Source organism: Streptomyces sp. CB02058 (genome assembly GCF_001905505.1).
In the GTDB taxonomy this organism is placed as follows: domain Bacteria; phylum Actinomycetota; class Actinomycetes; order Streptomycetales; family Streptomycetaceae; genus Streptomyces.
In genome coordinates, this window is the sequence record NZ_LIPG01000001.1 from 479,279 (window position 1) to 502,471 (window position 23,193).

Below are 23,193 nucleotides of genomic sequence, written 5' to 3' on the forward strand. Positions count from 1 at the left end.
GGGCCCGTTCGGTTTTGAGAGGATCTTCGGGTGAGTGACGAGGCAGAGCCCGGATTCGTACGGGTACGACTGGACCTTTCCTATGACGGCAAGGACTTCTCCGGCTGGGCGAAGCAGACCAGCAGGCGCACCGTGCAGGGCGAGATCGAGGACGCGCTGCGTACGGTCACGCGGTCGGCGGTGACCTACGACCTGACGGTCGCCGGGCGCACGGACGCCGGGGTGCACGCGCGCGGCCAGGTGGCGCACGTGGACCTGCCGGCCGAGGTGTGGGCCGAGCACGAGGAGAAGCTGCTGCGGCGGATGGCCGGGCGGCTGCCGCTGGATGTGCGGATCTGGAGGGCGGCCGAGGCCCCCGCCGGGTTCAACGCGCGCTTCTCCGCGCTGTGGCGGCGTTACGCCTACCGGGTCGGGGACAGGTCCGGCGGTGTGGACCCGCTGCTGCGCGGCCATGTGCTCTGGCACGACCGGCCGCTGGACCTGGACGCGATGAACGAGGCCGCAGCGCTGATGACGGGGGAGCACGACTTCGCGGCGTACTGCAAGAAGCGCGAGGGCGCCACGACCATCCGGACGCTGCAGAAGCTGCACTGGGTGCGGGACGCGGAGTCCGGGGTGCTGACGGCGACCGTGCAGGCGGACGCCTTCTGCCACAACATGGTGCGGGCCCTGATCGGTGCGGCCCTGTTCGTGGGTGACGGCCGGCGGCCGTCAGGATGGCCCGCCGAGGTGCTGGCCGCGAAGGTGCGGGACCCGGGGGTGCACGTGGTCCGGCCGCACGGGCTGACCCTGGAGGAAGTGGCCTATCCGGCGGACGAGCTGCTGGCCGCCCGGGCCGTGGAGGCCAGGAACGTCAGGACGCTGCCGGGGGCCGGCTGCTGCTGACCGGCCTGCGGCGCACGGCGCGGAGCAGCTGGGCGGCGACGTACAGGGCGACGGCGCTGGACACCGTGGAGCGGAACCAGCCGATGTCGGGGGTCCACCAGGCGTAGACCGCCGCCGCGGTGAAGACCGGCAGGGCCAGACCGCGCAGCACCCACCAGCGGGCCGGGTGGGGCTCGGCCGGGGGCGGGGTCCCGGGGTGGACGCCGTCCCTGGTGGTCAGGGTGTCCCGCATGCCGGCGAGGAAGCCCCGCCGGACCAGCACCCGGGCGCCCGGCAGCCCGGCGAGGATCTCCTGCTCGCCGCCGTACCCCTCGGGCAGCGGTGGGAGGCCGAGGGCGGCGACCAGCTCGCTCTGGTGCCGGGCGGGGTCGCCGGTGGCCCGCAGGATGTGGGCCAGGGGGCGAGGGTCGGCGATCTCGTACACCCGTGCCAGGGCGGCGGCGTTCGCGGTCGCCTCGGTGTGGTCCGCGGCCGGGGCGGCGGTCTCCCAGGAGTGTTCCGCCACCTTCTTGCCCCGGTGCAGGAGCGTGAAGCTGCCGCGTTCAGGGGTGCGGTGCAGGATCAGGGCCGGCCAGTCCTCGGCCGTGGTGAAGTTGTCGGCCGCCGAGGTGAGCGGGTCCTCGGGGAGCAGGGCGGCCCGCTTGCCGCGCACCGGGTCGGGGACGATCTCGACGTACGTGTGACTGCTGCCGGCCGGGGCCGTCCGCAGGCTGTGGCCGCAGATCAGCGCCGCCTGGGCCACCTCGGTGGGGCCGGTGGAGGCGATGGCGAGCGACCGGGGCGCCAGCTCGCGCTCCCAGTCCGGCGCACCGGTGGCCGGGGGCTTGGGGGAGGGGCTGAAGAAGGGCACCTTCATCGCCAGCTCGACCCGGGTGTCCGAGCGGGCCTCCAGGAACTCCGCGCGTGCCTCGCCGAAATAGGTCCAGGGGAAGGTGGTGGCGTGCACCCCGATGCTGCGGAAGGCGGTGAGGGCCTCCTCGTAGCGGTTCATCGACCACAGGACCATCGCCAGGTGGTTGCGGAAGCCGGCGGCCTCGCGGTCCCCGGGTGCGTAGCTCTCCGACAGGGCCTGGGCGCGGGCCACGGCCGCCTCGGCTCGCGGGGTGTACGGGTCGGGGCCGGGCGTCTCCTCGTCGGCGATCAGGTACTCCACGACGGCCTGGAGCGGCAGGGCGTGGAGCCGTGACCCGGGCGGCGCCTGCTCGGCGGCCCGCTCGGCGAAGGCGAACATCTCCTCGTGCGAGCCGAACCACTTGGCGCAGAGGTACTGGAGCGCCTGGACGTGGCAGCCCTCGTGGTGCGGGTCGCGCTCGTTCGCCTCGGCGAGATACGTGTCGAAGACCTCGCGGGGCGCCTGGATGCCGCGGGCCTGCGTCAGCGCGATGCGCCAGGGGACCGGGTCGTCGGGGTTGAGCTCGGCGGCGGCCGATATCACCGGCACCGCGTCGCGCAGCACCGCGTGGAACGCCTTGAACTGGTCGGCCTCGACGTGCCTGGCCCGGGCGCCCGTCCGTATCTGCCAGGCCTGGTAGACGTACTGGTCCGCCTTGACCAGTACGGCGTCGGGGTCCTCCGGGGACGCCTCCAGCCAGCTGTCCAGCCAGCCCGGGTGGTGCAGCGAGGCGCGCGCCAGCCGGGAGACGACGGTGTCCCTGCGCTCCCACTGGGCGTGCCTGCGGGTGCCTGCGAGCAGTTCGGCGGCCGGGGCGTGGTCACCGGCCGCGGCGGCGGCGAGCGCCGCCCGCAGCGAGGAGTCCGGGGCGTCGAGGACCACGGCGTCGTCCGGAGGCAGGTCGGCGCCTATCGCGTCGCTGTGCCGCAGGACGCGCGGGATGGTGAAGAGAGCGGTCAGACGCACGGCGGCGGGTCCTCGGTCGAGGGGAGGGGAAGGGCTGGTGCGTGGGAGAGCGGAGAGGCCGCGGCTCAGGTGGCGGGGGCGCCCGCGGCGGCCGAGGCCTGGACCTCGCCGCGGTGGCGGATCTGGCGGAACGTGAAGTCGGTCAGGTCGTCGCCGACCGCGTACACGTCCTTGGAGGCCGTGGTGACGTTCTTCCCGCTGGTGTAGCCGCCGACCGTGAAGTAGGCGTAGCGGCCGTAGGAGTTGGCGGTGCGCCGGCAGACCGCTCCGCCGCGGCAGTAGGTGGGGACGCCCGAGCCGCTGAGGGAGGCGATGCCGCCGGACGCCTGCTGCGCGGCCTTGCGGGCCTCCGCCTCGGTGCCGAAGACGGCGAGACCGACGGTGACCGCGACGCCGTCCTTGCTGTACGTGGCGCGGATGACCTGGTCGCAGCCGTTGTTCGTGAGGATCGAGCCGAGGGCGCCCTGCGTCGTCGTCGCGCAGCCCGTCGTCCGGGCGGTGGCGCCCTTGGCGTAGACCCGGTCGCCCATGGTCAGCTTCTTGCCGGGGAAGAAGGCGTCGACCGTGACCGGGGTCCTGTCCTTCTTCTCGTCGGCTATGTAGTCCTTCGGGTCCGGCGGGGGCGGAGGGGCGACCGAGGAGAACGAGGGCGCGGGCGCCGCGCTCTCGGAGGGCAGGTCCGCGGGGGCGGGCAGCTCGCTCGCGTTCGTCCTCGGCGAGGTGCCGCCGTCGGTCGTGATGACGGCCGTGGCGACGATCGCGGCGACGGCGGCGGTGGCCAGCACGCCCCCGCCGATCATCAGCCACTTCTTGCGCCTGCCCCGTGCCGCGGACGCCTCGGCCAGTGCCGCCCAGTCCGGAGTCCGGCTCTCTCCCGGCCCCCAGGAGGGCCCCCCTTGCCCAAAGCTCATGCGGCGAATCCTAGAGCCTCGGGAAACCGGTTGGGCCAGGGGTTCTCGGGCCGTGACAATGCTGTCATGGGACATCTTGAAGCAGGCCACCTGGAGTACTACCTACCGGACGGGCGGGTGCTGCTCGGCGATGCCTCGTTCCGGGTGGCGGACGGTGCCGTCGTCGCCCTCGTCGGGGCGAACGGCGCGGGCAAGTCCACGCTGCTGAAGCTGCTCGCCGGGGAGCTCCAGCCGCACGGCGGCTCGGTCTCGGTGAGCGGCGGACTCGGTGTGATGGCCCAGTTCGTCGGCTCCGTACGGGACGAGCGCACCGTGCGTGACCTGCTGGTCTCCGTGGCGCAGCCTCGCATCAGGGAGGCGGCGGAGGCCGTCGACGCGGCCGAGGAGCGCATCCTCGCCGTGGACGACGAGGCCGCGCAGATGGCGTACGCGCAGGCGCTGAGCGACTGGGCGGAGGCGCGCGGATACGAGGCCGAGACGCTCTGGGACATCTGCACCATGGCCGCGCTCGGTGTCCCGTACGAGAAGGCGCAGTGGCGCGAGGTGCGCACGCTCAGCGGCGGCGAGCAGAAGCGGCTCGTCCTGGAGGCCCTGCTGAGGGGCCCGGACGAGGTGCTGCTCCTGGACGAGCCGGACAACTATCTGGACGTCCCCGGCAAGCGGTGGCTGGAGGAGAAGCTCAGGGAGACCCGCAAGACCGTGCTCTTCGTCTCCCACGACCGGGAGCTGCTCTCGCGGGCCGCCGAGAAGATCGTGAGCGTGGAGCCCAGCCCGGCCGGCTCGGACGTCTGGGTGCACGGCGGCGGCTTCGGGACGTACCACGAGGCGCGCAAGGAGCGCTTCGCGCGCTTCGAGGAACTGCTGCGGCGCTGGGAGGAGGAGCACGCCCGGCTGAAGGCGCTGGTCCTGCGGATGCGGCAGCAGGCGGCGAACAGCCCCGACATGGCGAACCGCTACCACGCGATGCAGACCCGCTTCAAGAAGTTCGAGGAGGCGGGACCGCCGCCGGAGCCGCCCCGCGAGCAGGACATCAGGATGCGGCTGCGCGGCGGGCGGACCGGGGTGCGCGCGGTGACGTGCACGGGCCTGGAGCTCACCGGTCTGATGAAGCCGTTCGACCTGGAGATCTACTACGGGGAGCGGGTCGCCGTCCTCGGCTCCAACGGGTCGGGGAAGTCGCACTTCCTGCGGCTGCTGGCGGGGGAGCCGGTGGCGCACACCGGGGAGTGGAAGCTCGGGGCGCGGGTCGTGCCCGGCCACTTCGCCCAGACCCACGCCCACCCGGAGCTGCTCGGCAAGACGCTGGTGGAGATCCTCTGGTCGGAGCACGCCAAGGACCGCGGGGGTGCGATGGGGGTGCTGCGGCGCTACGAGCTGGAGCGCCAGGGCGACCAGGCCTTCGAGAGGCTGTCCGGCGGGCAGCAGGCACGGTTCCAGATCCTGCTCCTGGAGCTGGCCGGCACGACCGCGCTGCTGCTGGACGAGCCCACGGACAACCTGGACCTGGAGTCGGCCGAGGCGCTCCAGGACGGGCTGGAGGTGTACGACGGCACGGTGATGGCCGTCACGCACGACCGCTGGTTCGCGAAGTCCTTCGACCGGTACCTGGTCTTCGGCTCGGACGGAGTGGTCCGGGAGTCCGCGGAACCGGTCTGGGACGAGCGCAGGGTCCAGCGGGAGCGGTAGGGCCGGCGCGTTTTGACCCGTCCCGGCCGGGGCGGGTACTGTCGGGGGTTGTTATACGTACTGGCCTCGTCCTTCTCGGACGAAGAGCCGTTGCGTAGGTTCTCTGGAGCAGTTACCAGTGGCTCGCATACGGGCAGTGTCCCCGGCATTGTGAGCCCCAGCTGCATGATCGCTTCAGGGGTGCCATGTGTCTGGACCTCATCCACTGAAGAAGCGAAGGCTACGAAGTGCGTACGTACAGCCCCAAGCCCGGCGATGTCACTCGCCAGTGGCACATCATCGACGCTGAGGACATCGTCCTCGGCCGTCTGGCCACCACGGCCGCGAACCTCCTCCGAGGCAAGCACAAGGCGATCTACGCCCCCCACATGGACATGGGCGACTTCGTCATCATCATCAACGCCGAGAAGGTCCACCTCTCCGGCAACAAGAAGACCCAGAAGATGGCGTACCGCCACTCGGGCTTCCCGGGCGGTCTCCGTTCGGTGCGTTACGACGAGCTCCTCGCGAAGAACCCCGAGAAGGCCATCGAGAAGGCCATCAAGGGCATGATCCCCAAGAACACCCTGGGTCGTCAGATGATCTCGAAGCTCAAGGTCTACGCGGGCGACCAGCACCCGCACGCTGCGCAGCAGCCGGTCCCGTTCGAGATCACCCAGGTCGCGCAGTAGTTCCGGCCTCCCCCCTAAGACGTTAAAGAAAGATCTGAGGAGAATCGTGGCCGAGACCACTGCAGAGACGCCCGTCGAGGGCACCGAGGGCGAAGAGACCTTCGCCGAGGTGACCACCTTCGAGTCGGAGGTCCCCGTCGAGGGTGAGTACACCTCCGAGTCGCTCGCCGGCCGCTTCGGCGACCCGCAGCCCGCGGCCGGCCTTGGCCGTCGCAAGAACGCCATCGCCCGCGTCCGGATCATCCCGGGCACCGGCAAGTGGAAGATCAACGGTCGCACCCTTGAGGACTACTTCCCCAACAAGGTGCACCAGCAGGAAGTCAACGAGCCCTTCAAGGTGCTCGAGCTCGACGGCCGCTACGACGTCATCGCCCGCATCTCGGGTGGCGGCGTCTCCGGTCAGGCCGGTGCCCTGCGCCTCGGCGTGGCCCGCGCGCTGAACGAGGCCGACGTGGACAACAACCGCGCCACGCTGAAGAAGGCCGGCTTCCTCTCCCGCGACGACCGTGCGGTCGAGCGCAAGAAGGCCGGTCTCAAGAAGGCCCGTAAGGCTCCGCAGTACAGCAAGCGCTAAATCGCCTGCTCGTCTGCATTACACGTTCGCCCCGGCGGCACACCTCGTGCTGCTGGGGCGTTCGTTTATCAGCCCTCGCGGGCGTATAACGGCTTAAGACGTTTGCATGTTTATAGGGCCTGGGGCATTGCCGTACCCTCTTTGCTGCGCCTTGCCTTGCTTTGCCCTTTTTTGAGTACTTTGGTTTTGCGGTTTCGGAGCACCTTCGGAGGACACCAGTGGGACGACTCTTCGGCACGGACGGCGTGCGCGGTGTCGCCAACGCGGACCTGACAGCCGAGCTCGCGCTCGGCCTCTCGGTCGCGGCGGCGCACGTACTGGCCGAGGCGGGCACCTTCGAGGGGCACCGGCCGACCGCCCTGGTGGGCCGCGACCCCCGCGCGTCCGGAGAGTTCCTGGAGGCCGCCGTCGTGGCCGGCCTGGCCAGTGCCGGGGTGGACGTCCTGCGGGTCGGCGTGCTGCCGACCCCCGCCGTGGCGTATCTCACCGGCGCGCTCGGCGCGGACATCGGTGTCATGCTCTCGGCCAGTCACAACGCCATGCCGGACAACGGCATCAAGTTCTTCGCCCGCGGCGGCCACAAGCTGGCCGACGAGCTGGAGGACCGCATCGAGACGGTCTACGAGCAGCACCGCACGGGCGAGCCCTGGGCCCGCCCGACCGGCGCGGGCGTGGGCCGGGTCACCGACTACGCCGAGGGCTTCGACCGCTACGTCGCCCACCTCATCGGCGTCCTGCCGAACCGGCTCGACGGGCTGAAGGTCGTCCTCGACGAGGCGCACGGCGCCGCCGCCCGCGTCTCGCCCGAGGCGTTCGCCCGCGCCGGCGCCGAGGTGATCACCATCGGCGCCGAGCCGGACGGCCTGAACATCAACGACGGCTGCGGCTCCACCCACCTGGAGCTGCTGCGGGCCGCGGTCGTCGAGCACGGCGCGGACCTCGGCGTCGCGCACGACGGTGACGCGGACCGCTGCCTGGCCGTGGACGCCACCGGCGCCGAGGTCGACGGCGACCAGATCCTGGCCGTGCTCGCCCTCGCCATGCGCGAGGCGGGCCAGCTGCGCAAGGACACCGTCGTCGGCACCGTCATGTCCAACCTCGGCTTCAAGACGGCGATGGAGCGGGAGGGCATCCAGCTCGTCCAGACCGCCGTCGGCGACCGCTACGTCCTGGAGTCGATGAAGGCCGAGGGCTTCGCGCTGGGCGGGGAGCAGTCCGGCCACGTCATCGTCCTGGACCACGCCACCACCGGTGACGGCACGCTGACCGGGCTGATGCTCGCGGCCAGGGTCGCGGCGACCGGCCGGACGCTCGCCGACCTGGCGGGCGTGATGCAGCGCCTCCCGCAGGTCCTGGTCAACGTCCCCGACGTCGACAAGTCCCGCGTGGACACCTCGCCCGAGCTGGCCGCCGCGGTGGCCCGGGCGGAGCGCGAGCTGGGCGACACCGGGCGGGTGCTCCTGCGCAAGTCGGGCACCGAGCCGCTCGTACGGGTCATGGTCGAGGCCGCCGACATCGAGCAGGCGCGCACGGTGGCCGGACAGCTGGCCGACGTGGTGAAGTCCGCGCTCGGCTGACGCACCGCCGGCCGGACGGACACGCACCTCCGCCGGACCGGCACGTGATGCGGTCAGACGGACGGCCCCGGCCCCACGGCCGGGGCCGTCCTGCGTCCCGCCTCCAGCTCCTGGAGGATGCGGGTCAGGTCGGCGGGTGCCGCAGCGAGCCGGACGGGCTCGCCCGCGTCGTCGAGCTCGGCGATGTGCCAGCCCCTGCCGACGGTGTCGCCGTCGCTGCCCCGGACGCGCCGCACACCCGTCACGGTGAGGCGCTCCACCGGGATCGGCCTCGCCGCGAACCTGCCCGGGCCCGGGTGCGGCGTCACCGCGAGCGGACCGTCCCCCAGGACGATGTGGGTGCCGAAGCGGTTCGGGTTGTAGTCGGTGTCCTCCAGGAACCGGGCGGCGAGGAACCGGTCGCCCTTCTCCCACCGCTCCTGGGCGGGAACGCCCGCGCCGTCGCCGGGCGTACGGATGCGGGTGGCGCGCCAGGCCCAGACGGACATCGCGAGGGTGGCCACGGCGCCCGACCCCGCCCACACCAGGGCCACCGGAGAGCCCGCCGGGCCCATGGGGTGGAGGTAGCAGAGCGGCAGCAGCCACACCGCCGTACCGGCGAGCGCGGCGGCGAACGGCAGGGCGGAGGGCAGGACCTCGTCGTCCGGCAGCCGGCGCCCGCGCCGGTGCAGCAGCACCCGGGCGCCCGGGTAGCCCGCGCCGAGCGCGCAGACGGCGGCGATCACGGCCACCTCCCCGGCGCCGGTGAAGTGCTCGCGCCACACGTGGTGTTCCCCGGTCACCTCCCTCACCTGGTGCCGCCAGACGGTCAGTTCGACCTCGTCACCGGGGTGGAACCCACGGGCCCCCTCCCGCGAGACCCCCAGCCGTTCCAGCGGCCGGCCGTCCGCGAAGTACAGCCAGTCGCTCGCGTTCCCCTTGGTGATCTCCACCCGTTCGACGACCGCGTGCAGGGTGCTCAGGCACTCCGCGCGTTCCGCGTCGGCCGTCCCTGAGGCGCACGGGACGGCCGACGCCCACGCCTCCTTCTCCTCCCCGGCCACCGGCACGAACCACACGGCCAGGCCCGCGCCCGCGAGCAGCAGCAGGCACAGGACGGCCTGCACGGCCGTGCCGCGCCCGGCGGCCCGGTACGAGATGACGGGGACGTGGCGGGACTGCGGATCGCCGTGACGGCGGTGCAGGGCGCGGAGCTCGGCCAGCCGCGCCTCGAACTCCGGACGGTCGGCCGCGGACGCGCTCAGCGGGAGCGGCAGCCGTCGCGTACGCCCGTCGACCAGCAGCACGCTGACGCGGTGGATCTCCTGGTTCCGCCCGTACTGGATGTACGTCCGGAGGTCCGCGATGCCGGACCACGGCATGTCCCTGCGGCGCAGCAGGGTGCGGGTGCGCAGGCCGTGGGCGTCCGCGCTCACCCTGGTGGTGGCCGCGTACACGCAGACGAGGCCCAGCAGCGCGGCCAGCAGGCCCACGGCCAGCCACACGTCCAGGAGCCCGTTCACGTGCACCGCGCGCACCGCGGCCAGCGCCGCCCCGGCCGCTCCCAGGGCGGCGGACCACCCCAGGGCACGCCGCCGGTGCGGATGGAAGCTCACGTCCCGGGCATCGGTCATACCCGGGATGGTGCCACCAGCGGGTCCGCGCCCGCTTGTCAGGGGTGCGGCAGCGTCAGGCCCCGTCCGGCTGCCGGGTCTTCACCTCGTCCGCCCGCCATCCGGCCGTTGCGCGGCGTCAGTTGGAGTCGACGGACACCCGTCGGGGCGCCGGGCCCCTCCGGCGCTGCCAGGCCCACAGCGCCCTCTGCACCAGCAGCGTCACCGTCCCGGCGAGGACGATGCCGCCCAGGTTGGCCAGCAGCTGGCCCGTGGATCCCCAGGTCTGCGGGAGGTCCTGATAGCTGAACGCGACCGCGGCGTTGGCCGCTGCCGGAACCGTGGTCACCGAGATGGCGACACCGATCAGCGCCCCGGACTTCGCCGACGTCAGCGAGAGCGTCCCGGCGATGCCCGCCAGGACCGCCACGACGAAGGACATCCAGTCCGGGTGCCAGATGAAGCCGGTGTTGGGCCGGTCGGCCTCGACCATGTCCTCGGTGAACAGCCCGAGCACGTCCATCAGCCAGGCGAAGCCCGCCGTGAGGGCCATCGCCACGACGAAGCCGCCGATCAGCGCCCACAGCGACCGCGCCACCAGCCTCGGCGCCCGCTGCACCAGCGCCGTCGAGATCCCGGCCAGCGGGCCGAACTCCGGGCCCACCGCCATCGCGCCCACGATCAGCACCGCGTTGTCCAGCATCACGCCGCACGCGGCGAGCATCGTCGCGATGGCGAGGAAGGACACATAGGTGATGCTGAAGGTCGACTCCTCGTGGGTGACCTCGGTCAGCTCCTCCCAGAGCACCGCGTCCGCCCCCTCGCCCGGCGCCGCACGCTCGGCGTCGTCGGCGTGCCGGGACAGGGTGAGATCCATGTTCTCGACGGTGATCGAGCCGCAGTCGTCGATCCCCAGCTTCCGCAGGCCGCCGATGAGTTCGTCGCCCGCCTCCCGGGCCACGTCGCACAGGACGACGTCGCCCGCAGGGCTCCGGGCGGCACCGTCGAGCACCGCGAGATGGGCGGTCCCCACGGTCCGCTCGATCAGTCCGACCACCTCATCGGTGCGGTCGGACGGCACGATGAGGCGCAGATGCAGCACGGTGCACCCTTTCCGGGATCAGAGCTTGCGCAGTGAAAGGCGCTGCACCTTGTGGTCCGGCCCCTTGCGCAGCACCAGGGTGGCACGGCCGCGCGTCGGTGCCACGTTCTCCAGGAGATTGGGCTTGTTGATGGTCCGCCACATCGTGCGCGCGTAGTTCAGCGCTTCCTCCTCGGAGACCTGGGTGTACTTGCGGAAGTACGAGAACGGGTTCTGGAACGCCGTCTCGCGCAGCCTGCGGAAGCGGTTGAGGTACCAGGTCTCGATGTCCTCGGCGCGCGCGTCGACGTACACGCTGAAGTCGAAGTAGTCCGCCAGCCCCACCCTGGTCCGGCCGTCCTTGCCGGGCAGCGCGGGCTGGAGCACGTTCAGCCCCTCGACGATCAGGATGTCCGGGCGGCGTACGGTGAGCCGCTCGCCCGGCACGATGTCGTAGATCAGGTGCGAGTAGACGGGGGCCGTCACCTCGTCCTTGCCGGCCTTGATGTCGGCGACGAACCGGGTCAGCGCCCTCCGGTCGTACGACTCCGGGAAGCCCTTGCGCGACATCAGCCCGCGCGCTTCGAGCTCCTTCATCGGCAGCAGGAAGCCGTCGGTCGTCACCAGCTCCACCCGGGGGTGCTCCGGCCAGCGCGCCAGCAGCGCCTGGAGGATGCGGGCGGTGGTGGACTTGCCGACGGCCACACTTCCGGCGACCCCTATGACGAACGGGGTGCCGCGCTGCTCCCCGTGCCCGTTGCCCGCGTCCCCCAGGAAGGTGTTCAGGGAACCGCGCAGGACCGAGGTGGACTGGACGTAGAGGTTGAGCAGCCGGGAGAGCGGGAGATAGACGTCCCGCACCTCGTCGAGGTCGATGACGTCACCGAGCCCTCTGAGCCGCTCGACCTCCTCGGCGCTCAGCGGCAGCGGGGTCTTGTCACGCAGTGCGCTCCACTCCGCCCGGGTCAGGTCGACGTAGGGCGTCGGCGCGTGCTCGGTGCGGCGGGAGCTCCGTGCGGGCGAAGTGATCACGTACTCATTGTTGCGGGAGTTTTAACGGAGTGGGGGGTGGGGTCGGTCACGTGGGGGAGCGATCCGGCGGCCCGCACCGGCCCGGCCCGGTCAGCGCCTGAGCCGTCCGAGGAGTGCGCCCAGCCGGGAGGAGGCCGCGCGGCGCGCTCTGCCGCGGCCTTCCGGGCGGGGGACGTCCTCCGGGGCGCGGGGCGGCATGCGGACCACCGCGGACGGCGGTACCGCGGCGTCGATGACGGCCGTGCGGTCCGGTGTGAGACCCGCGTGGAGCGTCGGCTCCACCCGGATCTGGAAGCCGTCCAGGCCCGTGAGGTGCCGGCCGCCGTCGGGGTGGACGAGGAGGGCGGCGCAGTCGGCGTAGCGGATGACGACGCGGCCGGCGGGGGTGGTCAGGGACACCGCGTCGGGGGCCACGGTCAGCAGGACGGAGTCGTCCTCCAGGGAACGGTGCCGGCTGCCCGAGACCGGCGAGGTGCCGGACGACCACTGCGGCGCGGCCGTGAAACCCGCCCACTCCGCGCCCCCGCCGGGGACCTGGAGCAGGGCCGTGGAGTGCAGCTCGCGGGCGGCCTCGCGCAGGTCGTCGACGGTGACGGCGGCGAGTTCGGCCCGGTGCTCGTCGTAGGTGATGTGGCGGTGCCCGGTCAGCAGGTTCAGGGCGTACGACGGCAGCTGGGCGGCGGCGACGTCCGGGATGTCGTACTGCTTGAGGATCTTGGCCCGCGCCGAGTCGAGTTCCGCCTGCTCGATGGAACCGGCTCGCAGCCGGGCCAGTACGTCGACGAAACCCCCGGCCACGGCGTCCTGCTTCTGCGGGAGGGCGTCGGCGAACGCGGTGACCGTCGCGAAGTCGTTGTCGCGGGGGCTGTAGTGGGCGTCGGTGGCGTAGGAGTAGCCGCCCTTCTGCCGCAGGTCGGTGTAGAGCGCGCGGCCGAGCACCTCCGTGAGGACGGAGGCGGCCGTCGAGCGCCGGACGATGCCGTCCATGACCACACCGCCGCTGCCGCCCGCGATGTACGCGGGAGTGACGGGAAGCGCCGAGGACGGGGTGGGCAGCGGGTGCGGCGTGCCCGCCGGGAGGGTGAGGTCCAGGCCCTCGGGCACGGTGGCGGAGGTGATCCACAGGACCGCGTTGTCGCGGGTGAACCGGGTGCGCGCCCAGTCGCGTACGTCGTCGGCCGTCAGATGCCAGGTGCCGTGCTCGCCGTAGCTGCTGAGGCCGTAGCCCTGGGCGCCGTAACGCCACAGGGGCAGCTGGTGGCCGGGGCCGCGGCCGCGGCTCGCCGCCTCGGTGCGCAGGATCTCGCGCTCGGTCTCCAGCCGTTCGAGCGGCAGGTCGCGCAGGGCCGCGCAGACACCGTTGAGGTAGGTGACGACCTCCTCGGCGGTGCCCGTGGCGTGGAAGAGGGTGTACGTGGCCGTGGTGGCGCCGTTGAAGTGCAGGTCGGACAGGCCGTGACGGTGCAGGGCGAGGTGTTCGACGAGGTGCGTGATGCCGGTCGTGGCGAGCGTCTCGTCGGCGACACCGACCCGGAAGAAGAGGCCACCCGTCACCTGGCCCGAGCCGGCGGCGAGCACGGTGCGGATGCCGTCGACCTCCGTCCGGAGGACGGGCGCCGTGAGGGGGCCGGGCCCCCGCGTTTCCTGGGACATCGGTTCAGCCCTTCGCCAGCGCGGTTCTGCGGTGCTTGAGGAATTGGACCTCTTTGTCGCCGACGTGCTCCCACGGCGACGCGGTGGCCTTGTCGCCGAGGGTGCGGAAGAACGGCGCGGCCTCGCGGTGGTGCCCGCCCAGGCAGAGCGCCCCCGCGAAGGTGTTGTGGTCGGCGACCCAGTCGAAGCCGGGCCGGTAGTCCGGATGCTGTACGGACCGGGCGGCGGCGGCCAGGATCTCGTCCCGGACCTGCGCCGAGCGCAGATGGCGGCTGTGGCCCTCGCCTGAGTCGTCCAGCCAGCGCTCCAGGTGCACCTCGGCGACGAGCCGGCCCGCATGGCTGCCGGGAGGAGCCGACTCCACGCAGGCCCCGACGAACGCGTGGGCCTCCTCCCAGCTCCCGCCCCACTTGGGGCACAGCCGCTGGAGCAGCGAGGACTGCGCGGCGATGTGGTGCGGATGGTTCTCGGCCAGCCGCTCGTACCGCCGCCGCACCTCGCTCGGCCCGAGCTGGAGACCCCGCGCGGTGGTCAGCCGGGCCGCCCAGGCCATCGCGTACCCGGGGTGCTCGGCGCATACCTCGATGAGCAGCTGCTCCGCGCGCCGCAGCCAGGCGTGGAACTCCTGGAACTGCTCACGCGAGACGTGTTCGGCGGTGTACGCGCTGCGGACGTCCCAGCCGACGACGATGTAGCGCCGGGCGAGCAGGGTACGGGCGAGTGCCGAGTGCGGCCGCGTGGCCACCGCCCTCTCCAGGAACCGCTGGGAGACGCTCATCCGGTCGACGACCCCGGCGGCGACCGCACGGTCGTCCTCGTGGTCGAGGAAGTCGAAGTACGCCTCCACGGTGTCCCAGTCGTCTTCGCGCACGGCTGCCCGCAGGGCGGCCAGGGAGGGGAGGGCGACGCACGGGTCGAACTCCGCGCGTATCGGGGGAGCGCTGGGGGACATGGCCATCCTCGGAGCGGGCGCGCCGGTGCCGCACGGACTCGGAGGGAGCCGAGGAAGGCGGGCACACAGGCGGGTGACGGGCAGCTGGCGAGGGGGGAAGCCGCAGGTTAGCAGCCCCCGCCCGGCAGCGGCACGGGTTTGATCAACCCGGGGCACCGACGCGCCTCGTACGGCCTTGTGCCGTGCACCGCACCCGCCCCCGGGCGGCCCTGCCCGCCTCCTCGCGCGCCGTGCACGCACCCGGCTGGGCGGCCCCGTGTCCGCCCCTTCGCCAGCCGTGCACCGCACCCGGCCGGGGCCCGGTGTCCGCCCCCCTGCGGCGGACACCGGGCCCCGGCCGGGAGTCATGGGGGAGGCGTGGCTCAGGGCTTGGCGCCCTGGGCGTCGACAACGGCCGCCTCGGTGCGGGCCTGGTCGAGGGGGATGTCACCGGCGGTGTACTTCTGGCCGGGGCCCCGCATGCCCTTGGGCATCTCCATCTCGTAGTCCTCCGTGACCCGGAAGCGCAGGCCCGCGAAGCCGTAGTCGGACGGGGAGAGCAGGATCTCCCGGCGCTGGTGGGTGCCCTCCTCGTCCCGGGTGACCGCGATGGCCTCGCGTCCCGCCGCGTCCTCGACGAGGTGGTTCGTGATCTCGACGCCCGGGATCGTGGCCATCGCCCGGTAGATGCGGGCGAGCGCGGCCGGCGGAACCGGGTAGGACTCGACCAGCACGCCCAGTCCGCGGAACTCCTGCTGCTCCTCGTCCTCGCCGTCGGCGGCCGGGTAGAGCTCGCGGACCTGGGCCAGCAGGGCCTCGGGGTCCTCGGGCAGGGCGGCGGCGGCCCGGTAGATCTCGCGGGCCGAGCGGTCGTCGTCCGACTGGTCCTTCTCCACGGTGAGGTCCCCGTATCGGACCCAGGAGTCGGGGTCGTACCGGAACAGAGCCGGGTCGCCGGCCCCGGCCTTCAGCTCCGGGGGTGCCATGACGGTTCGGGTGTAGATCCACTGGTCGTCGCGGGGTTCCGGCGGAGGCGTCAGGCCCTCCAGGAAGCCGGCGGCCCGGCCCAGGGTCGCGGCCGGGCCCGACAGGTCGAGGGCGCCCGCCGCCGCGGCGGGCTCGGCGGGGCGCGGGCCCGAGGCGCCGAGCAGCTGGGTGCCGAGCAGCGCCGCCACGGTGACCGCCACGGCCGCGCCGAGCGAGGCGAGCCGCCAGTCGGGGCGGCCCCGGAACCCGCGCCGCCCGCCGGCGACGGCGTCGGTCAGGCGCTGCCTGCCGGGGGCGAGCGTTCCACGGTCCGGTGCGGGGGCGTCCGCGCGAAACTCGCGCAGCCGGGTCATTTCGTCCATGACGGGTTCAGCTCCTGTCGTTCCGGGGTGAACGTGGGGTCGATGCGCAGCGCCTCGCGGACCTTGCGGCGGGCGCGGTTGAGCCGGGAGCGGACGGTGCCGAGCGGTATGCCGAGCGCGTCGGCCACCTCCTGGTAGCCCAGGTCGGCCCAGGCGACCAGCAGCAGCACGTGCCGGTCCCCGGGGGAGAGCGTGGCGAGCGCCCCGGCCAGTGGCGCCTGTACGGCGATCCGGTCGTCCGAGCGCTCGCTCCAGGACGCGGCGACGGGGTCCTCACCGGTACGCGCCAGGACCTTGAGGGCGCGCACCTCGGAACGCCGGTGCCTGCCGATGAGGTTGGCGGCGATGCCGTACAGCCAGGGCCGGGCGAGCCGTTGGGAGGCGTCGTAGCGGCCCCGTGTGCGGAACGCCACGAGGAACGTCTCGGCGGTGATGTCGTCCGCCGCGCCCTCCCCGAGGCGGCGGGCGGTGTACCGGTGTATGTCCGCCGCGTGCCGGTCGTACAGCCGGGCGAAGAGCTCCGGATCCTGGAGCGACCCGGCGATCACCTCGCAGTCGTCCGGCCCGGCCGGTGGTGGTCTCAGTCCGGGCACAGCGCCTCCAGCGGTCCGGTCGGTGAGTTGGTACCCGTTGTTGCCCGCAGCGGCCGGAAAGGTTCACGGGGCGCACCGGCGGCCCCGACCGACAGGGTGACAGACACGTTTGGCGCAGCGGCAGGCACTTGTGCTCGGCCCCCGCCGGGGAGACCAGCCTTATGGTGGCGTTATGTGCGGAATCGTGGGTTACGTCGGGACGCAGTCGGCGCAGGATGTCGTTGTCGCGGGGCTGAAGCGGCTGGAGTACCGGGGGTACGACTCCGCGGGGGTCGCCATCCTCGCGGACGGAGGCATGGCCGCGGCGAAGAAGGCCGGGAAGCTCCTCAACCTGGAGAAGGAGCTCAAGGACCGGCCGCTGCCAGCCGGGAACACCGGGATCGGGCACACCCGTTGGGCCACGCACGGCGGGCCCACCGACGCCAACGCCCACCCGCACCTCGACAACGCGGGCCGGGTCGCCGTCGTGCACAACGGGATCATCGAGAACTTCGCCGCCCTGCGCGAGGAACTGGCCGGGAGGGGCCACGACCTGGCGTCCGAGACCGACACCGAGGTGGTCGCCCATCTGCTGGCCGAGGCCTACTCGTCGGGCGGCGACCTGGCCGAGGCCATGCGCCAGGTCTGCCGGCGGCTGGAGGGCGCGTTCACCCTGGTCGCCGTCCACGCCGACGAGCCCGACGCGGTGGTCGGCGCCCGGCGCAACTCACCGCTCGTGGTGGGCGTCGGCGAGGGCGAGGTGTTCCTCGCCTCCGACGTCGCCGCCTTCATCGCGCACACCCGGTCCGCGATCGAGCTGGGCCAGGACCAGGTGGTCGAGCTGCGCAGGGACGGCGTCACGGTCACCGGCTTCGACGGCTTCCCCGCCGACGTGCGCGAGTACCACGTGGACTGGGACGCGTCGGCCGCCGAGAAGGGCGGTTACGCCTCCTTCATGCTCAAGGAGATCGCCGACCAGCCCAAGGCCGTCGCCGACACGCTGCTCGGCCGTGTCGACGTCTCGGGCGAACTCCACCTCGACGAGGTGCGCATCGCGCCGAGCGTGCTGCGGGAGATCGACAAGGTCGTCGTCATCGCCTGCGGGACCGCCTTCCACGCCGGGATGATCGCCAAGTACGCCATCGAGCACTGGACCAGGCTCCCCTGCGAGACGGAGCTGGCCAGCGAGTTCCGCTACCGCGACCCGATCCTGGACCAGCGCACCCTCGTCGTCGCCATCTCGCAGTCGGGCGAGACCATGGACACCCTCATGGCGGTCCGGCACGCCCGCGAGCAGGGCGCCAAGGTCCTCGCCATCTGCAACACGAACGGCTCGACCATCCCCAGGGAGTCGGACGCCGTGCTCTACACGCACGCCGGACCCGAGGTCGCCGTCGCCTCCACCAAGGCGTTCCTGACACAACTGGTCGCCTGCTACCTCGTGGCGCTCTATCTCGGCCAGGTGCGCGGCACCAAGTGGGGCGACGAGATCCGCACTGTGGTGCGCCAGCTCTCCGAGATGTCCGGTGCCGTCGACCGGGTCCTGGGGACGATGGAGCCCGTACGCGCACTGGCCCGCTCGCTGGCCTCCCACGACACCGTGCTCTTCGTCGGCCGGCACGTGGGCTACCCGGTGGCCCTGGAAGGCGCGTTGAAGCTCAAGGAGCTCGCCTACATGCACGCCGAGGGCTTCGCCGCCGGGGAGCTCAAGCACGGGCCGATCGCGCTCATCGAGGAAGGGCTGCCGGTCGTCGTCATCGTGCCGTCCCCGCGCGGCCGTTCGGTGCTGCACGACAAGATCGTGTCCAACATCCAGGAGATCAGGGCCCGCGGAGCCCGTACCGTCGTCATCGCGGAGGAGGGCGACGAGGAGGTCGTCCCGTACGCCGACCACCTCATCCGGATCCCGGCCACGCCTACGCTGCTTCAGCCACTGGTCGCCACGGTGCCGTTGCAGGTCTTCGCCTGCGAGCTGGCGACCGCCCGGGGCAACGAGGTGGACCAGCCGCGCAATCTGGCGAAGTCCGTGACAGTCGAATGAGTGAGTGGAACGCGTGATCATTGGGGTCGGGATCGATGTGGCCGAGATCGAACGCTTCGGCGCCGCGCTGGGGCGGACACCCCAGCTCGCCGAGCGGCTCTTCCTGGAGCGGGAGTTGCTGCTCCCCGGCGGGGAACGGCGGGGGATCGCCTCACTGGCGGCCCGGTTCGCCGCGAAGGAGGCCCTGGCCAAGGCGCTCGGGGCGCCGGGCGGGCTGCTCTGGACGGACGCCGAGGTGTGCGTCGAGGACAGCGGGCAGCCCCGTCTGGAGGTCCGCGGCACCGTCGCGGCACGGGCGGCCGAGCTCGGCGTACGCAGCTGGCACGTCTCGCTGAGCCACGACGCGGGGGTGGCGTCGGCCGTGGTGATCGCGGAGGGTTGAGCCCATGCGACATGCGTACAGCGTCCAGACCGTACGGGCCGCCGAACAGGCGCTGATGGCACGGCTGCCGGAGGGCGAGCTGATGCGCCGGGCCGCCGCCGGACTCGCCGTGGCCTGCGGAGATCTGCTCCGGCGCGACGGGCGGGTGTACGGGGCCCGGGTGCTCCTCCTGGCCGGCAGCGGGGACAACGGCGGCGACACGCTGTACGCGGGCGCCAGACTCGCCCGGCGCGGTGCCGGGGTGCGAGCCCTGCTGACCTCGCCGGACAAGGTGCACCGGGCGGGACTGGCCGCCCTGCTGGCGGCGGGCGGGCAGGTCCTGGACGGCCCCGACCTCGGGGCGTTCGGCCCCGTCGACCTCGTCGTGGACGGCATCACCGGCATCGGGGGCAGGGGCGGGCTGCGCCCGGAGGCGGCGGAGCTGGTGCGCGCCGTCACCGCGGGCCGCGCGCCCGTGCTCGCCGTGGACCTGCCCAGCGGGGTCGAGGCGGACACCGGGCAGGTGCTCGGCGAGGCCGTGCGGGCGGACGCGACGGTCACCTTCGGGGCGTACAAACCGGGGCTGCTCGTCGACCCGGCCGCCGGACACGCGGGCGCCCTGCGGCTCATCGACATCGGCCTGGCGGAGGAACTCCCCGCCCGGCCCGACCTGGAGGCGCTCCAGTACGCCGACGTCGCCGCCCTCCTGCCCGTGCCCGGCGCCGGGAGCGACAAGTACCGGCGCGGGGTCGTCGGGGTGGCGGCCGGCTCGGAGCGCTACCCGGGCGCGGCCGTACTGGCCGTCGCGGGGGCGCTGCGGGGCGGCGCGGGAGCCGTGCGGTACGCGGGACCGGGCGCACGGGCGGTGATCGCCCGCTTCCCGGAGACCCTGGTGCACCCCGGCCCGCCGTCCGGGGCCGGGCGGGTGCAGGCCTGGGTGGTCGGCCCCGGGCTCGGCGACTCCCCGGCGTCGGCGTCGGCGGTGGCCGATGTGCTGGCCGCCGACGTGCCGGTGCTGGTCGACGCGGACGGGCTGCGGCTGATGGACGCCGGGGCCGTGCGCGCCAGGACCGCCGCCACCGTCCTGACCCCGCACGCCGGCGAGGCCGCGGCGCTGCTGGGAGTGGCGCGCGAGGAGGTCGAGGCGGGGCGGCTCGCCGCCGTGAGGGAACTGGCCGCGCGCTACCGCGCGACGGTGCTGCTCAAGGGCTCGACGACGCTGGTCGCGGAGCCCGGGGACACGCCCGTACGGGTCAACCCGACCGGCACGTCCTGGCTGGCCACGGCGGGCAGCGGCGACGTGCTGTCCGGGCTGACCGGATCGCTGCTGGCGGCGGGCCTCGCGCCGCGCGACGCCGCGTCGGTCGGCGCCCATCTGCACGGGCTCGCGGCGCGCCGGGCCTCGGACGGGGCGCCGGTCGCCGCGCAGGACGTCGCCGACGCCATCCCGGCGGCCTGGCGGGACGTGCGGGCCTGATCCAGGCTGGAGGCACGGGAACGGAAGGTGATCGCTCGTGGCCAGTGGCAGCGGCATTCGCGTACGCAGGGTGTACGACCCGCCGGAGGACGACGACGGCACCCGCGTGCTCGTCGACCGGCTCTGGCCGCGCGGGCTCTCCAAGGAGCACGCGGCGGTCGACGTGTGGGCCAAGGACGTGACGCCCTCGAAGGAGCTCCGCACCTGGTACCACGAGAACCGGACCGCCGAGCGGTACGACGACTTCGTGGACCGCTACCGCACCGAGCTCGCCGACCCCGTCCACACCGAGGCCGTCGAGACGCTGCTCGCCCTGGTCCGAGGGGGCGGCCCCGTCACGCTCCTCACCGCCGTGAAGGACGTCCCGGCCAGCCATGTCCCGGTCCTCGTCGAACACCTGGAGCACGCCCTCGACCACCGGTGACCGCCTCACCGGGCACAGGAGGTCGAGGGCACAGGCGTACGCCTCTGAGAGACTGGGCGCGATGAACGAGACAGCGACCCTGAGAGCCCGTGCCGAGATCGACCTGGCCGCACTGCGCGCGAACGTGCGCACGCTGCGCGCGCGGGCGTCCGGGGCACAGCTCATGGCCGTGGTGAAGTCCGACGCGTACGGACACGGGGCGGTGCCCTGCGCCAGGGCCGCACTGGAGGCCGGGGCGACCTGGCTGGGAACCGCCACCCCGCAGGAGGCGCTCGCGCTGCGCGCGGCCGGGATCGGCGGCCGGGTGATGTGCTGGCTGTGGACGCCGGGCGGCCCCTGGCGCGAGGCCGTCGAGGCCGACATCGATGTCTCGGTGAGCGGGATGTGGGCGCTGGACGAGGTCGTCGCCGCCGCCACGGCCGCCGGCGTCCCCGCCAGGATCCAGCTCAAGGCCGACACGGGCCTCGGCCGTAGCGGCTGCCAGCCCGCCGACTGGCCGGAACTCGTCTCCGCGGCCCGCGCCGCCGAGGACGCGGGCACCCTGCGGATCACCGGCCTCTGGTCGCACTTCGCCTGCGCCGACGAGCCGGGCCACCCGTCGATCGCGGCCCAGCTCCACGTGTTCCGCGACATGGTGGCGTACGCCGAGAAGGAGGGCGTCACGCCCGAGGTGCGGCACATCGCCAACTCCCCGGCGACGCTCACGCTGCCAGAGTCCCACTTCGACCTCGTGCGCACCGGGATCGCGATGTACGGCATCTCGCCCAGCCCCGAGCTGGGCACCCCCGCCGACTTCGGGCTGCGCCCCGTCATGACGCTCGCGGCCTCCGTCGCGCTGGTCAAGCGGGTGCCCCCGGGGCACGGCATCAGCTACGGGCACCACTACACGACGACCGCCGAGACCACGCTCGCCCTGATCCCGCTCGGCTACGCCGACGGCATCCCGCGCCATGCCTCGGGCCGGGGCCCGGTGCTCGTCGGGGGCGCCGTCCGCAGGATCGCGGGGCGCGTCGCGATGGACCAGTTCGTGGTCGACCTCGGGGGAGCCCCCCTCGCGGCGGGCGCGGAGGCGGTGCTGTTCGGGCCGGGCGACCGGGGCGAGCCGAGCGCGGAGGACTGGGCGGTGGCGGCGGACACGATCGCGTACGAGATCGTCACGCGCATCGGCACCCGCGTCCCCCGCGTCCATGTCCACGAGGACTCCGGCCGGGACTGAGCCCGTCCGGCCGGGATCATGGTCCGACGACAACCACGACGAAGGAGCACGGCACGGTGAGCGAGACCAGCGCGGAGGACGTGGTGGCGACGGCGGCCGTCGCGGCGGCCGGCTGGCGCCGGGCGGGCGTGGCCGGGGCGGCGATAGGCGTCATCGCCGCGGGCGCCGCCGCCGGTGTCGCCGTGGAGCGGCTCACGGTCGGCCGGGGCATGCGGAAGAAGGCCCGCCTCGCCCTGGACGCCTCCGGACCGTACGGCTCCCTGCGCGGGCAGCCGGGCCGGGCGGTCGCGGACGACGGCACCGAGCTGTACTACGAGATCGACGAGATCGAGCCGGACGGCGGGACGAGCCCCGCGGGCCAGGGTCCGGGGGCGGGTGCCGCGGCGGGCCCCGGCTCGCGACGGCGCAGGCTCTTCGGCCGCAAGGACCCCGCGCCCCTCACCGTCGTCTTCAGCCACGGCTACTGCCTGGGCCAGGACTCCTGGCACTTCCAGCGGGCCGCGCTGCGCGGCCTGGTGCGCACGGTCCACTGGGACCAGCGCAGCCACGGCCGCTCGGAGCGCGGGCGGGCGCAGGCCCAGGGCGTGCCGGTCGGCATCGACCAGCTCGGCCGGGATCTGAAGGCGGTCATCGACGCGGCGGCGCCCAAGGGGCCGCTCGTGCTCGTCGGGCACTCGATGGGCGGCATGACGATGATGGCGCTCGCCGACCAGCACCCGGAGCTGGTCCGTGACCGGGTGGCCGCGGTGGCGTTCGTCGGGACGTCGAGCGGCAAGCTCGGCGAGGTGAACTTCGGGCTGCCCGTGGCCGGGGTGAACGCGGTGCGCCGGGTGCTGCCCGGCGTGCTCAAGGCGCTCGGCTCGCAGGCGGAGCTGGTGGAGCGCGGCAGGCGGGCGACGGCCGACCTCTTCGCGGGGCTGATCAAGCGGTACTCGTTCGGCTCGCGCGATGTGGACCCGGCGGTCGCGCGGTTCGCCGAGCGGCTCATCGAGTCGACCCCGATCGATGTGGTCGCCGAGTTCTACCCGGCGTTCACCGAGCACGACAAGAGCGGGGCGCTGCCCGCCTTCCGTGACATCCCGGTGCTGATCCTGGCCGGCGACAAGGACCTCGTGACGCCCAGCTCGCACAGCGAGGCCATCGCGGACGAGCTCCCGGACGCCGAGCTGGTCATCGTGCCGGACGCCGGGCACCTGGTGATGCTGGAGCACCCGGAGACGGTCACGGACCGGCTCGCGGACCTGCTGGTGCGGATCGGAGCGGTTCCGGCCGAGGCGCGCTGATCCTCTAACGTTGGTCGGC

Annotated in this window: 20 protein-coding genes; 11 read left to right on the forward strand and 9 right to left on the reverse strand. The window is 73.2% G+C overall.

The annotated features are described in order from the left end of the window. The first annotated feature begins 30 nt into the window (after positions 1-30). A complete protein-coding gene (gene truA, locus AMK10_RS02405; protein WP_073744263.1) occupies positions 31-885 on the forward strand; it encodes a tRNA pseudouridine(38-40) synthase TruA in 855 nt (284 codons plus the stop codon). Here the strand turns inward: truA and AMK10_RS02410 are convergent. Both AMK10_RS02410 and AMK10_RS02415 read right to left on the reverse strand, forming a co-directional pair. Then, positions 854-2,743: a DUF4034 domain-containing protein gene (locus AMK10_RS02410; RefSeq protein WP_073744265.1), complete on the reverse strand. Its 1,890-nt coding sequence runs from the start codon at positions 2,741-2,743 to the stop codon at positions 854-856. The genes truA and AMK10_RS02410 overlap by 32 nt on opposite strands. A gap of 65 nt (positions 2,744-2,808) precedes the next feature. Then, positions 2,809-3,654, reverse strand: coding sequence for a hypothetical protein (locus AMK10_RS02415; RefSeq protein WP_073744267.1), 846 nt, complete (start codon positions 3,652-3,654; stop codon positions 2,809-2,811). A 66-nt stretch (positions 3,655-3,720) separates the two neighbouring features. On the opposite strand from AMK10_RS02415, the gene AMK10_RS02420 reads away from it, so the two are divergent. From AMK10_RS02420 to glmM, 4 genes are all read left to right on the forward strand, one after another. Next, a complete protein-coding gene (locus AMK10_RS02420; protein WP_073744269.1) occupies positions 3,721-5,340 on the forward strand; it encodes an ATP-binding cassette domain-containing protein in 1,620 nt (539 codons plus the stop codon). 227 nt (positions 5,341-5,567) lie between these two features. Then, complete coding sequence (gene rplM, locus AMK10_RS02425) at positions 5,568-6,011, forward strand: 50S ribosomal protein L13 (RefSeq protein WP_073744271.1); 444 nt, start codon at positions 5,568-5,570, stop codon at positions 6,009-6,011. 46 nt (positions 6,012-6,057) lie between these two features. Further along, entirely contained in the window at positions 6,058-6,585 is a 528-nt protein-coding gene (rpsI, locus tag AMK10_RS02430) for a 30S ribosomal protein S9 (protein ID WP_073744273.1), read from the forward strand. Positions 6,586-6,803: 218 nt separating this feature from the next. Beyond that, positions 6,804-8,162, forward strand: coding sequence for a phosphoglucosamine mutase (glmM, locus tag AMK10_RS02435; RefSeq protein WP_073744275.1), 1,359 nt, complete (start codon positions 6,804-6,806; stop codon positions 8,160-8,162). A 53-nt stretch (positions 8,163-8,215) separates the two neighbouring features. On the opposite strand, the gene AMK10_RS02440 is transcribed toward glmM, so the two are convergent. From AMK10_RS02440 to AMK10_RS02470, 7 genes are all read right to left on the reverse strand, one after another. Further along, the gene (locus AMK10_RS02440; RefSeq protein WP_073744277.1) at positions 8,216-9,775 is read right to left on the reverse strand and encodes a PH domain-containing protein; all 1,560 of its coding nucleotides are present in this window, start codon (positions 9,773-9,775) and stop codon (positions 8,216-8,218) included. Positions 9,776-9,893: 118 nt separating this feature from the next. Further along, complete coding sequence (locus tag AMK10_RS02445) at positions 9,894-10,856, reverse strand: DUF389 domain-containing protein (RefSeq protein ID WP_073744279.1); 963 nt, start codon at positions 10,854-10,856, stop codon at positions 9,894-9,896. Between the two features lie 18 nt (positions 10,857-10,874). Next, positions 10,875-11,867, reverse strand: coding sequence for a type I pantothenate kinase (coaA, locus tag AMK10_RS02450; protein ID WP_073744281.1), 993 nt, complete (start codon positions 11,865-11,867; stop codon positions 10,875-10,877). Positions 11,868-11,957: 90 nt separating this feature from the next. Then, positions 11,958-13,520 (reverse strand): M16 family metallopeptidase, encoded by a 1,563-nt coding sequence (locus AMK10_RS02455; RefSeq protein ID WP_073744283.1) that lies wholly within the window; start codon positions 13,518-13,520, stop codon positions 11,958-11,960. 4 nt (positions 13,521-13,524) lie between these two features. Then, positions 13,525-14,472: a hypothetical protein gene (locus AMK10_RS02460; protein ID WP_241839462.1), complete on the reverse strand. Its 948-nt coding sequence runs from the start codon at positions 14,470-14,472 to the stop codon at positions 13,525-13,527. A 362-nt stretch (positions 14,473-14,834) separates the two neighbouring features. Further along, positions 14,835-15,800 (reverse strand): CU044_5270 family protein, encoded by a 966-nt coding sequence (locus AMK10_RS02465; RefSeq protein WP_073744287.1) that lies wholly within the window; start codon positions 15,798-15,800, stop codon positions 14,835-14,837. Further along, positions 15,788-16,393: an RNA polymerase sigma factor gene (locus tag AMK10_RS02470; RefSeq protein WP_073744289.1), complete on the reverse strand. Its 606-nt coding sequence runs from the start codon at positions 16,391-16,393 to the stop codon at positions 15,788-15,790. Before AMK10_RS02470 ends, AMK10_RS02465 begins: the two co-directional genes overlap by 13 nt. Before the next feature lie 172 nt (positions 16,394-16,565). Between AMK10_RS02470 and glmS the strand changes: the two genes are divergently transcribed. The 6 genes from glmS to AMK10_RS02500 all read left to right on the forward strand — a co-directional run bounded on the left by glmS (position 16,566) and on the right by AMK10_RS02500 (position 23,174). After that, the gene (gene glmS / locus AMK10_RS02475) at positions 16,566-18,413 is read left to right on the forward strand and encodes a glutamine--fructose-6-phosphate transaminase (isomerizing) (RefSeq protein WP_073744291.1); all 1,848 of its coding nucleotides are present in this window, start codon (positions 16,566-16,568) and stop codon (positions 18,411-18,413) included. Between the two features lie 13 nt (positions 18,414-18,426). Beyond that, positions 18,427-18,795 carry a holo-ACP synthase gene (locus AMK10_RS02480; RefSeq protein ID WP_073745977.1) on the forward strand — a complete coding sequence of 123 codons (369 nt, stop codon included), beginning with the start codon at positions 18,427-18,429 and terminating at the stop codon, positions 18,793-18,795. Between the two features lie 4 nt (positions 18,796-18,799). Then, complete coding sequence (locus AMK10_RS02485) at positions 18,800-20,251, forward strand: bifunctional ADP-dependent NAD(P)H-hydrate dehydratase/NAD(P)H-hydrate epimerase (protein WP_073744293.1); 1,452 nt, start codon at positions 18,800-18,802, stop codon at positions 20,249-20,251. A gap of 37 nt (positions 20,252-20,288) precedes the next feature. Next, the gene (locus AMK10_RS02490) at positions 20,289-20,675 is read left to right on the forward strand and encodes a DUF488 domain-containing protein (protein WP_073744294.1); all 387 of its coding nucleotides are present in this window, start codon (positions 20,289-20,291) and stop codon (positions 20,673-20,675) included. Positions 20,676-20,736: 61 nt separating this feature from the next. Then, positions 20,737-21,891 (forward strand): alanine racemase, encoded by a 1,155-nt coding sequence (gene alr / locus AMK10_RS02495; RefSeq protein WP_073744295.1) that lies wholly within the window; start codon positions 20,737-20,739, stop codon positions 21,889-21,891. 56 nt (positions 21,892-21,947) lie between these two features. Further along, positions 21,948-23,174, forward strand: coding sequence for an alpha/beta fold hydrolase (locus AMK10_RS02500; protein ID WP_073744297.1), 1,227 nt, complete (start codon positions 21,948-21,950; stop codon positions 23,172-23,174). Positions 23,175-23,193 lie beyond the last annotated feature (19 nt).